This window comes from Aliiglaciecola sp. M165 (assembly GCF_007197995.1).
In the GTDB taxonomy this organism is placed as follows: domain Bacteria; phylum Pseudomonadota; class Gammaproteobacteria; order Enterobacterales; family Alteromonadaceae; genus Aliiglaciecola.
In genome coordinates this window covers 242,970-255,348 of record NZ_VKKH01000005.1, presented here as the reverse complement: position 1 = coordinate 255,348, position 12,379 = coordinate 242,970, and the positions used below count along the sequence as shown (strand labels likewise).

The 12,379-nt window shown below is 45.4% G+C and carries 12 protein-coding genes; 9 read left to right on the top strand and 3 right to left on the bottom strand.

Annotated elements, in window-relative coordinates; translation table 11 throughout:
* The first annotated feature begins 268 nt into the window (after positions 1–268).
* Entirely contained in the window at positions 269–2,569 is a 2,301-nt protein-coding gene (gene mrcB / locus FM019_RS11260; RefSeq protein ID WP_143836035.1) for a penicillin-binding protein 1B, read from the top strand.
* Between the two features lie 17 nt (positions 2,570–2,586).
* Here the strand turns inward: mrcB and FM019_RS11255 are convergent, their stop codons facing one another.
* The gene (locus tag FM019_RS11255; RefSeq protein ID WP_143836034.1) at positions 2,587–3,378 is read right to left on the bottom strand and encodes a hypothetical protein; all 792 of its coding nucleotides are present in this window, start codon (positions 3,376–3,378) and stop codon (positions 2,587–2,589) included.
* A 278-nt stretch (positions 3,379–3,656) separates the two neighbouring features.
* Between FM019_RS11255 and glnK the strand changes: the two genes are divergently transcribed.
* From glnK to FM019_RS21085, 6 genes are all read left to right on the top strand, one after another.
* Complete coding sequence (gene glnK / locus FM019_RS11250) at positions 3,657–3,995, top strand: P-II family nitrogen regulator (protein ID WP_143836033.1); 339 nt, start codon at positions 3,657–3,659, stop codon at positions 3,993–3,995.
* A gap of 18 nt (positions 3,996–4,013) precedes the next feature.
* Positions 4,014–5,273: an ammonium transporter gene (locus tag FM019_RS11245; protein ID WP_143836032.1), complete on the top strand. Its 1,260-nt coding sequence runs from the start codon at positions 4,014–4,016 to the stop codon at positions 5,271–5,273.
* A gap of 257 nt (positions 5,274–5,530) precedes the next feature.
* Positions 5,531–6,250: a DUF3108 domain-containing protein gene (locus FM019_RS11240; protein ID WP_143836031.1), complete on the top strand. Its 720-nt coding sequence runs from the start codon at positions 5,531–5,533 to the stop codon at positions 6,248–6,250.
* Positions 6,251–6,265: 15 nt separating this feature from the next.
* On the top strand, positions 6,266–7,102 hold the full coding sequence (locus tag FM019_RS11235; protein ID WP_143836030.1) for a LytR/AlgR family response regulator transcription factor: 837 nt from the start codon (positions 6,266–6,268) through the stop codon (positions 7,100–7,102).
* A 63-nt stretch (positions 7,103–7,165) separates the two neighbouring features.
* Complete coding sequence (locus tag FM019_RS11230) at positions 7,166–8,275, top strand: cystathionine gamma-lyase (protein WP_143836029.1); 1,110 nt, start codon at positions 7,166–7,168, stop codon at positions 8,273–8,275.
* 70 nt (positions 8,276–8,345) lie between these two features.
* Positions 8,346–8,888 carry a type IV pilin protein gene (locus tag FM019_RS21085; protein ID WP_409553372.1) on the top strand — a complete coding sequence of 181 codons (543 nt, stop codon included), beginning with the start codon at positions 8,346–8,348 and terminating at the stop codon, positions 8,886–8,888.
* 2 nt (positions 8,889–8,890) lie between these two features.
* Here FM019_RS21085 and FM019_RS11220 read toward each other — a convergent pair whose 3' ends face one another.
* Positions 8,891–9,091 (bottom strand): hypothetical protein, encoded by a 201-nt coding sequence (locus FM019_RS11220; RefSeq protein ID WP_143836028.1) that lies wholly within the window; start codon positions 9,089–9,091, stop codon positions 8,891–8,893.
* Positions 9,092–9,334: 243 nt separating this feature from the next.
* Between FM019_RS11220 and ggt the strand changes: the two genes are divergently transcribed.
* Positions 9,335–11,020, top strand: coding sequence for a gamma-glutamyltransferase (gene ggt, locus FM019_RS11215; protein ID WP_185969259.1), 1,686 nt, complete (start codon positions 9,335–9,337; stop codon positions 11,018–11,020).
* A 41-nt stretch (positions 11,021–11,061) separates the two neighbouring features.
* A complete protein-coding gene (locus FM019_RS11210; RefSeq protein ID WP_143836026.1) occupies positions 11,062–11,982 on the top strand; it encodes a Dyp-type peroxidase in 921 nt (306 codons plus the stop codon).
* Here FM019_RS11210 and FM019_RS11205 read toward each other — a convergent pair.
* On the bottom strand, positions 11,979–12,302 hold the full coding sequence (locus tag FM019_RS11205; RefSeq protein ID WP_143836025.1) for a hypothetical protein: 324 nt from the start codon (positions 12,300–12,302) through the stop codon (positions 11,979–11,981). The genes FM019_RS11210 and FM019_RS11205 overlap by 4 nt on opposite strands.
* Between the last annotated feature and the right edge of the window lie 77 nt (positions 12,303–12,379).

The following is a 12,379-nucleotide window of genomic DNA, read 5'->3' as shown; positions in this document are numbered from 1 at the left end:
CATAGAAGTTATCGTCATTTTGATATTGGTTTTTTATAGGTAAGTGCCGTGATTTATTCCCTTATCAAGGCGAGAATTATATTGTCTAGTCGCTCTAAACGCATAATGAACAACGAAGATAGGGGGATAAATAGCGGTGCTTACAGGCGTTGCTTATCCGGGATTGGGGTTAATTAACAAGTGTTTCCAGTTCACGCCAATTGTGAGCAGCGCTTTGCGCTGTTACACTGCCGCGGAAAATTTTAAAAAAGCATTACAATAAAAATTCATGTCTGTTGCGCAAAAACTCAATCCTCTACCTTGGTTTCGTCGATATATTTGGAAGCTGCTACTGCTGGCGATCGTCGGCTTCGGCGCCTACATGTTTTATCTCGATGCGGTCATCGCTCAGCAATTTTCCGGTAATAAGTGGCAAGTCCCTGCGCAAATTTATGCTCGGCCATTAGTGCTCTCGCTCAAAGAAGAGATCACCGCTAAAGAAGTTATCGAAGAACTAGAACTGCTTGGATATCGCCGGGTGAGTCGAGCCCAAACCACCGGTGAATACGAATATCGCAATCAGCGATTTGTGGTGTATCGTCGAGCATTCCATTTCCCCGATGGCTTTCAAGGGGAAACGGCGTTGGCCATGACGCTTAAAGCTGGCCGAGTACATAGTATTACAAACCTCAACAGCCAAATGGATATTTCTAGCTTTCGCCTAGAGCCTTGGCTCGTCACTCGACTGTTGAGCGAAGGCAAAGAAGACCGTATGTTGGTGTCTTTGGGCCAGGTGCCACCAGAACTGTTGGATGCTTTGGTGCTCGTTGAAGACCGAGATTTTTATCAACATCATGGTATCGCGCCGCTGTCGATATTACGTGCGCTGATAGCCAATATCTCAGCAGGTCGCGCGGTGCAAGGAGGCAGTACCTTGACTCAGCAGTTGGTCAAAAATATGTATTTGACCAATGAAAAGTCAATTTCCCGCAAGGCTAAAGAAGCTTTGATGTCGATTTTGATCGACGCTCGCTACAGCAAAGACCAAATTCTAGAAGCCTATTTGAACGAAGTTTTTCTCGGCCAAAACGGCGATTCTGGGGTGCACGGCTTTGGTTTGGCCAGTTTTTTCTACTTTGATCGCCCTTTGAATGAATTGAATCTGACGGAAATGACTACCTTGGTTGGTATGATAAAAGGACCATCATATTACAATCCAAGGCGGCATCCAGAGCGGGTTATTGAGCGACGTAATCTCGTGCTGCGACTCATGTTTGAAGACGGGAAAATCAGTAAATCCACTTTTGAACGTTTATTGGATGAACCGGTGAATGTCGCCACAGGTGCAACCTTGGTGAAGGGAAAACACCCTGCATTTATGGATCAGGTACAACGCGAAATCCGCACTATTCTGGCCAATCCAGACATTCGCCAATCCGGGGTGAAAGTGTTTACTTCACTCGATTCCAATGCACAGCGAAAAGCCGAAATAGCCTTAACCTCAGGTGTTGACGAGATTGAATCAGATCGTAACCTCTCTGATCTTCAAGGTGCCATGGTGATCACTGATATTGACAGTGGTGAGGTACGTGCCATTGTTGGGGACAGAAAAACCCGTTTCAAAGGTTTCAATCGTGCGCTGGATGCCAGACGCTCGATAGGCTCGTTGGTCAAACCGGCAGTGTATTTGACTGCCTTAGAACGTCCGGAAGAATACCACCTTGCGACGCCTTTGTTTGATGAACCCATAGAGTTGCCTGACGATGGTGGCAAGCCTTGGAAACCACAAAATGCTGACAAACAATTTCGCGGGCAAGTGCCGTTATTTACCGCGTTAACTCAATCTTTAAATGTGCCTACGGTCAGTTTAGGCCTGGAACTAGGTATTGATAATATTGCAATGACACTTGAACGACTGGGTGTTGATGAAGCCATTACTCGGTTTCCAGCATTGACGCTAGGGGCCCTTGATTTGTCTCCCTTTCAGGTCAATCAGATGTACCAGACTATTGCTAACAATGGTGCGCAGCTCCCACTGCATACGGTAAATGCGATTTTGTCCGCCGACGATCAAGTAATGTGGACATTTGAGCAGCCCGCCATCCAACAGTTTGATGAAAAAGTTGTTTATTTAATGAATTACGCACTGCATAAAGTCACCTTAGAAGGCACGGCAAAGCAGGTTCGTCGTCGTTTTCCGTCTATTAACATGGCAGGGAAAACCGGAACCACTGACGATTACCGAGATAGCTGGTTTAGCGGATTCGATAAAAACATACTGGTCACCACATGGATTGGTAAGGACGATAATTCGCCCACTGGATTGACTGGTGCAAACGGTGCACTGAGATTGTATCTGGGGTATCAGGATCGACAAGAGCCTAAGTCTCTGGTCAGGCGGTTTCCTGCAGGATTGGGGATCGCACACTTCAATCCCAAATCAGGGCGCGCTACAAAAGCCGGGTGTCAATCGAGCATGAGCTTACCGGCAATTCTGGAAACACTGCCCAAACGACCTGATAAATGTGATGTGAAAAATCCGAAAATTCAGGAGCGTAAAAAGAGCTTATGGGAGCGGTTGTTTGGTTAGTTGAGTTGTCTTGCCCTTCAATTTGATTCGTCAGGTGATTCGATGCCTTTGTTCAGATGTTTTTTTAAAAAGGGCGTTAGATCTGCACCATCGCTACATTTAAGCCCACCTCCAGTAATCCCGGATAATACTGACAACGATTTATTCAAGGTCGAACTGCAATCGACTCTGACACTCAATTCTTTGCGATATTTTTCATCTTCAGTGGTAAAAGGGTCAAATTCTGGGAGCTGTAAATCCGGTGAAGTTTTTGTTTGCTGATAGCGTTTGGCTTGCTGCGAAGACAGCTGTTCAACGGCTTGTGAATGATAATTTTGCAAATGTTGACGTGCCAAATCGCGACTTATACCGCTTCCAGCCTGACCAGAAAAAATTAAGTCATCAGTTTGATTTTTAGCATGATCAATATCTTCGGGCATATCCAACACGGGCAAGTTGTCTCTGCGATCTTCAACAATCGTTTTAACCGGCTCGTTTTCAATAACTTCTGTTGGTATTTGATCTGCAGGCTCATCGATTTCAACTTCTGCCAAAGGCTCAACGACCTCTTGGAGTTTATTCGTAGGTTGCTCGTCAATCTCTTCCGTACTGTTATTGGTTGGAGGTTGAAATTTCGCAAGATCAACAAAAACGAGTTTCGCTTCAATGGGTTTTGTTTCTGCGTTTACGGGTGGCGCTTTATGTCCAGTATGGCTATAAAATATCCAGGCGCCAAGTGCTATATGGACGAGTAGCGACGCGCCAATAATGGGGAGTAATGAGGATTTTTTAACCTCTTGTTGTTCGATCCTATGCCTTTCAAATTCCACGAATAAACGGACTCATTCCCTGCAGACGACTGTGAGTAGAGTGATTTTTATTAGTAGAAGTTCCATGGCTTATTTTTATCAATTCATTCGTCTTTTTGAACCTTATAGGATCATTTTGGTGCAAAAAGCTGCAATCGCACCATTAGTGTGCGAATTTGAGTCGTTTTACAACGCTAGTAATCAGTAACTCATTGAAATATATGAATATATATTTATGGCACGAGACTTGTTCTATTCGGTTAGCATTTTAATAAAAAGCAAACACCGGGAGCAACATAATGAAATTAGTAACAGCGATAGTTAAGCCTTTTAAGCTTGACGACGTTCGCGAAGCCATCTCCGAGATCGGTATTGACGGGCTAACCGTTACCGAAGTTAAAGGATTTGGCCGTCAGAAAGGTCACACAGAACTCTACCGCGGTGCAGAGTATCAAGTGGATTTCTTACCTAAAGTGAAACTTGAAGTAGCGGTTCAAGACGATCATGTCGAGCGTTTAGTTGAAGCCATTGTTGGCGCAGCGAAAACCGGCAAAATTGGTGACGGAAAAGTATTTGTGTATGACTTAGAGCATGCCGTGCGTATCCGTACAGGTGAAACTGACGGCGAAGCCATCTAAGTAGTACAGGAGATAATCATGGAAATCACATTTGAACTTGGGTATGCACTAGATACCTTTTATTTTCTAATATGCGGCGCGTTAGTCATGTGGATGGCTGCCGGTTTCACCATGCTCGAAGCGGGTTTGGTGCGTGCAAAAAACACCACAGAAATTCTGACCAAAAACGTCGCCCTATATTCAATCGCTTGTATCATGTATATGGTTTGCGGTTATTCAATTATGTATGGCGGAGACGATTTCACTTGGTTCCTAAGTGGGATCACTGGTGACGGTGCTACAGGTGAAGCAGAGCCTGCTACCTATGCGCCTTCAGCTGACTTCTTCTTCCAGGTAGTTTTCGTTGCTACGGCAATGTCTATCGTTTCAGGTGCGGTTGCTGAGCGTATGAAACTATGGGCATTCCTGGCCTTTGCCGTTGTCTTGACAGGTTTCATCTATCCTATGGAAGGCGCTTGGACGTGGGGTGGCGAAGCAGTATTTGGTATGTACACGCTAGGCGACCTAGGTTTCTCTGACTTTGCTGGCTCTGGTATCGTACATATGGCCGGTGCTGCTGCAGCATTAGCCGGTGTATTAGTGCTGGGTTCTCGTAAGGGTAAATACAGTGCTGATGGCAAAGTTAACGCCATCCCTGGTGCGAACCTTCCACTTGCAACCTTAGGTACGTTCATTCTTTGGATGGGATGGTTTGGCTTCAATGGTGGTTCTGTTTTGGCCACTGCCAGTGTAGAAAGTGCTAACAGTGTAGCCGTAGTATTCATGAATACTAATGCTGCCGCTGCGGGTGGTTTAGTTGCTGCCTTAATCCTAGCGCGCATTTTGTTCGGAAAGGCTGACCTAACCATGGCGCTGAATGGCGCGTTGGCAGGCTTGGTTGCTATCACTGCAGAACCTTCTACTCCTACACCTTTGCAAGCAACACTATTTGGTGCTCTCGGTGGATTGTTAGTTGTGGGTAGCATCGTTGCCCTAGACAAGCTGAAGATTGATGATCCAGTGGGTGCTATCTCTGTGCACGGTACAGTTGGTCTGCTAGGTCTTCTTCTTGTGCCTGTTACAAATCCATTGACTGCTGATGGCGGTTCATCGTTCTCTGGCCAGTTAATTGGCGCACTGACTATCTTCGTATGGGTATTTGTCACAAGCCTAGTGGTTTGGTTAGCACTGAAAGCCATTATGGGTATCCGTGTAAGCGAAGAAGAAGAGTTCGAAGGTGTAGATATGAGCGAGTGTGGTTTGGAAGCTTACCCAGATTTCACAGGTGGTCGTTCTTAATTCACCGATTTTCAGGGAGACGGTGGGCCCTAGTTGATAGGAATACAATAATAACAATGCCCATCTAACCTGACTAAAAGACTCACTAGAAGCGCCTCAAGTAGGCGCTTTTCTTTTGCTTGAAAATATTAGCCTCTACCTCCTTGGTATCGATACTTACCGTTTACCCACACTTAGCTGCCGTTGACGGACAAAGCCTTTTTCGTTGCTCGCAGAGGAGCCATTGTCTTTGCAAACAACATCCATAAGGCGAAACAATGAAATATCTAAAAACAATTGGGCTGACGCTGGCCATTATGTCTTGCAGTGCATGTGGTAATACTGAGCCAGCAAAACCCATCTACCCAAAAATGCTGCCTGCACAAATTGAAACCGAGAACACTCAAAATTGGGCACATGATATCAGGTACGAAAAAACCGGCGGCACAATGCGTTATGTAATGGAGCCGGTGAACAAAGACGGTAAAGCGTTACTCAAGTTGCAGATTTATTTTAACCCTCAAGCCGATAGCATACCGGATACGATTTACCTCGACCCGAAAACCATGGCATTCGTCGAGCGCAGACTTGAATTACCCAAGTATCTGATACAAGTTAAGTATGAGGATGGATTGTTTCACGGTGATTTGACTCCGGCACCAGATTCAGATTTCAACCCAGTGAAATATAATAAAACTTATCCTCATGGTGCCTTTGAGCCAGCAGTAATTAATTATGCAATCAAAGCCTTACCATTGGCTGAAGGGTTCGAGGCATCTATTCCAGTATTTGACCTAAACAACGGCTCACAAATGTTGTGGTCGAATATTAAGGTACTTGGTCGCGAAGAGGTCGAAGTGAATGGTCAAACTTATGATACCTGGAAAGTTGAATCACATGGGATCCGAGAGAAAATCATCTGGGTGAGTGTCGATCAACCCTATGCAATCAAAATGCAAACCAAAGGTAATTTTGGAACATGGTTACTAGCAAACTAAGGCACGGCTAAATAAATGACAACAAGCTTGATGCATACGAGTCAGCAAAATCAGCCACTCATTTCTTGGCGTTGGTTGTCGTTAGCGTTGTTGGTGCTGTGCATCATTGCGTTTGCCAGCGCTAGCACTAGCTGGCTGCGTATCAGTCCAGATCGGCAACTGCAAATTAGTCAGCTTCAGTATTTTTTGAATGTCGGCATTAGTTATTGCAGTTGGCTAGTGATCGCCGTGTTTGCAAATTGGATGCGTCTACGCATTCCGTTGTTTAGTGAAAAGCATCCTAAATGGTTGTTGATTCACTGCAGCGTCGCCGCCCTGATTAGTTTGCTGCATATTTTGTTTGATACCTTTATGCTCGGCCTTCTGTTCTCATTTGACTTTAATTTCGTGTCGGCCTTTGCCAAAAAAGTCGCTTTTTGGTTGCCCGTTGAAATGGTGGCCTATCTAGCCTGCGTGGTGTCCTTGAGCTTGCTTGAACAGCATAAAAAAAATCTCAAGTTACCTGAAAGCGAGCAGTCCTATACCTTTGAGCAAGGCAACCAGGTACGCGTTGTTGACCGTCAAGATATTGAATACATTGAAGCCTATGACAATTATGTTTTTGTCCATTGTGCGAACGAACGTCTGATGCTTAAACAATCTCTAAGCAGCTTGGCAGCTAAACTTCCTGATGAATTTTGCCGTGTACATCGCTCCTACCTGGTCAACCTGATGGCGGTAGAGTGTTTTGAAAGCCACAGTGACGGGCAGGCATTTAGTCGGCTCAAGTCAGGTAAATGCGTACCCGTTAGCCGTCGCCGTAAAATGGCAGTAAAATCCTCATTGGCAGCGCTGCATACCCATATCCATTAAATGACGTTGCGTGCAGTTCAGGTTAACATAGACAGCACATTCCAAATCTCATCACAGTGATTTATGAGCCAAAAAACACATCGAGGCACCCGTGTTGTGCATGCAGGACTGCCACAGGCAAAGCAAGGTCGTCCATTTAATGAAGGTCCAACCTTTGCCAGTACATTTCATTTATCTGGTCATACCGACAACGCAGACTTTCAATATGGTCGCTTTTCTAATCCCACCTGGGAGGCATTAGAGTCGGGGTTAAGTGAACTTGAAGGCGGTGAAACAGTGGTCTTTCCGTCAGGAATGGCGGCTGCTGCAGCGATTATGAGTAGCTTGGTTGTATGTGGAGAAATCATCGTATTACCTGCTGATGGCTATTTTGCGACAAGGGCCTACGCAGAGGAGTTTCTCGTTCCCAACGGTGTGAAAGTGAATTTGGTTTCAACCCCAGAATTACTAAAATATGATTACTCAGATGTGCGTTTGGTGCTCATCGAGTCGCCAAGCAACCCATTGCTAGATGTTGTAGACATAAAAGCACTGGCCAAACGAGTACAGTCGTCAGGCGGTTTATTGGCAGTCGACAATACAACGCTGACCGTGATGGGGCAGCGACCGTTGGAGTTGGGGGCTGATCTTTCCATGTCAGCTGATACTAAAGCGCTCAATGGGCATAGCGACATTGTTTATGGGCATGTATCTGCCAAAGACCCGGTGTTGTTAGAGCGGGTTCGCTTATGGCGAAAACTGGCAGGAAATATTCCTGGCCCGATGGAAAGCTGGTTGGTGCATCGAGGATTGGCAACCTTAGATGTGCGTTTGGAAAGAATGGTCAGCAATGCCCAACAGATAGCTGAGTTTTTGCATAATCACCCCAGTGTTAAATGGGTGAGGTATCCGGGATTACCTACTGATCCTTCATACGATGTTGCCAAAACTCAGATGGATCATTTTGGATTTATTGTTTCGTTTGACTTGGGCTCGCCGGCGCAGGCCGATCAATTTTTACAGTCTTGCGCACTGATTTTTGAGGCAACGAGTTTTGGAGGTGTGCATACCATGGCAGAACGTCGTGCACGCTGGGGAACAGATGATGTGCCTGAAGGCTTAGTAAGATTGAGCGTGGGCTGTGAACGTATAGAAGATTTGCTCGCCGCAATTGATAAAAGTTTACACCCTTAATACTCGGGTATAGACGCTGATAATATTAGCCACATCCAGTATGTGCTAAATTTGCGACAGGCTACTATGATTGCTTGATTCAAAAGAATCTAGCACTGAGCATGTGAGTGTAAAATTGCAAAGAAATCGACAGCTAAGATATCTAAACCGTCAATTTCAGCATACTCAAAAAGGGTTTACTTTAATTGAGTTGCTGATTGTTGTCGCCATAATTGGCGTGCTCGCTGCTGTTGCCATGGCGTCTTATCGGAACTATATTTTGCGCTCAGAGTTGACGGAAACGGCTGCAAAACTGGGACGGTTTTCCCGGGGATTTGAACTTTGGAAACAAGTTCATGGCAGATATCCAAACGACAGCCATTTGGTATTGCCACCTGATGCAGTAGGTTTAGCCATCAACCAAGCCGATTGGACACAAGAAACCGTATTGGGTGGGAATTGGAATTGGGAAGGACCCAATGGCTATCCCTATGCGGGTATCTCTATTGACGGGCCCACAGCGACTGAGGAAGAAATTATTCAATTTGACTTCATTATTGATGATGGAGATTTATCAAGTGGTAAGTTCCGTAAAACCCCTAATGGTCGTTATACCTTCATAATAGACGAATAAGTTTACCGGAATTTGCCTCGTCTCTTAGCGCGTATTTTCTCTTTGCGTATCTGTCTCTGCTTTTCCTGCTTGCGTTTGTCTTGCCATACAGACCAAACTAACGTTGCGATGGCAACGATTACCAGCACACCAAACCCTACACCTAACCAGAAACATAAGTCCTCGTAAACGCAGGGGATACCGATTTGAATATCATTGGACATGAGTGACGTACTGACTCTTCTCGTTCAAAAAAGCGTAATATCATTATAGAGTGGCGGCTCACTGAAACACAAAGCCTTTCCTTATACCTAACCGTGGGACGCATTCTATTGGATCAGTTCTGTATGTGGATTGCTATTACTCTTGGCAAATCAACAAAGCGTCCATTGAGTGAATGATTTTCCTTTAAAGCACTTCTGGCAAAGCGTATCCTTTAACCATCTGCATAAAAGGTGAAAAGAATCATGCGCTTAATTTACTTAAGTCTTCTTGTAATTGTATTTAGCTCTGGTAGTCATGCTTATGACCGTATAACGGGCGAGCCCTTTGCATCGCGCTCAGAAGTTATCGCCACCAACGGTATGGTGGCAACTAGTCAACCTTTGGCAACGCAAGTGGGGCTGGATATTCTTAAACAAGGTGGCAACGCCATTGATGCAGCAATAGCCGCCAATGCCATGCTAGGGTTGGTTGAGCCAACAGGAAATGGAATCGGTGGCGATTTATTTGCCATAGTCTGGGACGCCAAAACCCAGCGGCTATACGGATTGAATGCGTCAGGCCGCTCTCCCAAATCGTTAACCTTAGCGTATTTTAAAGAGCAGGGCATGAGCAAGATCCCTTCTCATGGCCCACTCCCGGTTTCAGTGCCAGGCGCTGTTGATGGTTGGTTTGAATTGCACAACAGGTTCGGCTCAATTCCAATGACTAACATCCTTGCACCTACCATCGACTACGCGAAAAAAGGCTTTCCTGTTTCAGAACTAATCGCATGGTATATGAATCGTAGTGTGCCAATTTTGAGCAAATTTGATGGGTTTAAAGAAACCTATATGCCCAATGGCGCAACACCCAAAAAAGGCGAGATTTTTGTTAATCAGAATCTGGCGGCGACGCTAGAAAAAATCGCAACAGGTGGGCGAGATGCCTTTTACAAAGGTGACATAGCAAGGACAATCGCCGCATACATGAAGGAGCAGGGTGGTTTCCTTAGCTATGAGGACTTGGCAGAGCATACCTCAACCTGGGTAGAACCGGTATCGAGTAACTACCGTGGGTACGACGTCTGGGAGTTACCTCCCAATGGTCAGGGTATTGCTGCACTGCAGATCCTGAACATTCTTGAGCAGTATGATATCGAAGGGATGGGGTTTGGTTCTCCAGAATATATCCATACCTTTGTTGAAGCCAAAAAGCTAGCCTTTGAGGATCGTGCTAAATATTATGCTGATCCTGAATTTAATGAGATCCCAGTAGACTGGTTGATCTCAAAAGAGTACGCACAGCAACGGGCCAAGCTCATTGACATGAAAAAAGCCGCTAAGCGTTATGATGCGGGTATTAATGAAGGCGACACCATTTATCTGACAACCGCCGACAAAGAAGGGAATATGGTGTCTCTAATCCAGTCCAATTATCGCGGAATGGGGTCAGGCATGACGCCCACGGGGTTAGGGTTTATTTTGCAAGACCGTGGAGAGATGTTTTCGCTACAAGAAGGCCATTTTAACGTGTATGCGCCGGAAAAACGGCCATTTCATACTATCATTCCGGCTTTTGTTACCCGCAGTGGAAAACCTTGGTTGAGTTTTGGCGTCATGGGTGGTGGTACACAGCCGCAAATGCATGCACAGATAATTGTTAATCTCATCGATTTTGGCATGAACCTTCAAGAAGCCGGCGACGCGCCACGAATGTTGCATACTGGTTCCAGCGAGCCAACCGATGAGATCATGATCGATGGTGGCTTTGTGAGCTTAGAAAGTGGATACGATTACGAAACCCGCCGACAATTGGTACAAATGGGCCATGTATTAAGGGATGTTTCAGGCAGTTACGGTGGATATCAGGCCATCATGCGGGACTTAAAAACTGGTGTATACTTTGGGGCCTCAGAGACTCGCAAAGACGGTCAGGCATCTGGATATTAACAGATGCTATGTTTGAAAAATAAAAAGGTGACAGGTTAACCATGGCCCAAGTTCAAAAAGGCATTTGTGCAGAACCAAATCTTCACGCCCAGTATTTAATGTTTAATGTTATTGACGATGACGCCCAGGTGATCCGCGCCAAACTCGCACATATTCTCAATGTTTTTGAACATTATGATGAGGAGCATTACGAAGCCATGGTGTCTGGCGTTATTGCCATTGGCAGCAGCTATTGGTCTGATTTATATCCGGGACTAATTCCAATGGAATTGGCACCTTTCCCTGATATGGAGTGTGATGACCGACACGCTCCGGCAACGCCATGCGACATATTTATTCAAATCCGCGCCGACCGCGCTGACGTGTGTTTTGCCATTGGCAGCGAAGTGTGCGAATTACTCAAAGGTCATGTGGAATTGTTTGAAGAAGTTAAGGGCTTCCGCTATTTGGATGGGCGTGATCTCATAGGTTTTGTCGACGGAACCGAAAACCCTAAAGGGATGCATAAATTTGATGTGGCTGTTGTTGGTGATGACGACCCCGATTTTGTTGGTGGGAGTTATATTCACATGCAGCGTTATCGCACCAACATGGACCGCTGGCAGCGCGTTCCAGTCAAACAGCAAGAAGACATTATTGGGCGTACTAAAGAAGACAATGTGGAGTACGCCAGTGAAGACAAAGCCGCATTTGCACACACTAAACGTTCAAGCCTTAAAGATGAAAATGGCAACAGTATAGAAATACTAAGGCAAAGCATGCCTTATGGTGATATGACCGTAAAAGGCTTGATGTTTCTGTCTTTTGCGAAAAGCCCTAAACCTTTTACACTGATGTTAAAAAGTATGATGTATGGTGATGAAAACGGAGTGTACGACAAGCTTTTAGATTATACGGTCCCTGAAACCGGCGCAGCATTTTTTGCCCCATCACTGACTTTTATCAAACGAAATAAAGATTAAGCGAAGGGCTTGCGAACTAAAGATGCCTTTAGTCCGCCGTAGGCGAGCATCATAAAGGCAACGGCAACCGCGAAAGTGGCGGCAACGACAGCCTCGCTTGGTGCAAAAACACGACTGACGATTAGCATCACCACACTTACGGCTGCAAAAACGCTAAGAATATACTTTGCATGAGCCTTGAGTACATCTGATTTTGCCTTGTAAACGGCAATAACCAGCGCCAAGGCAATAAGTGGAATAACAATAACTTGCTGTAGCGCTATCATGGCCAGTAAATAGGTTAGGATGCCGACCAAACGAATGTTCATCTTGATGTTCATAGTGCGCCTCAGTATCTCGCCACAATACTTGTTCTTAAATTGGTTTCTCTGACAATATTGATCAGTGTGGCTAGAAA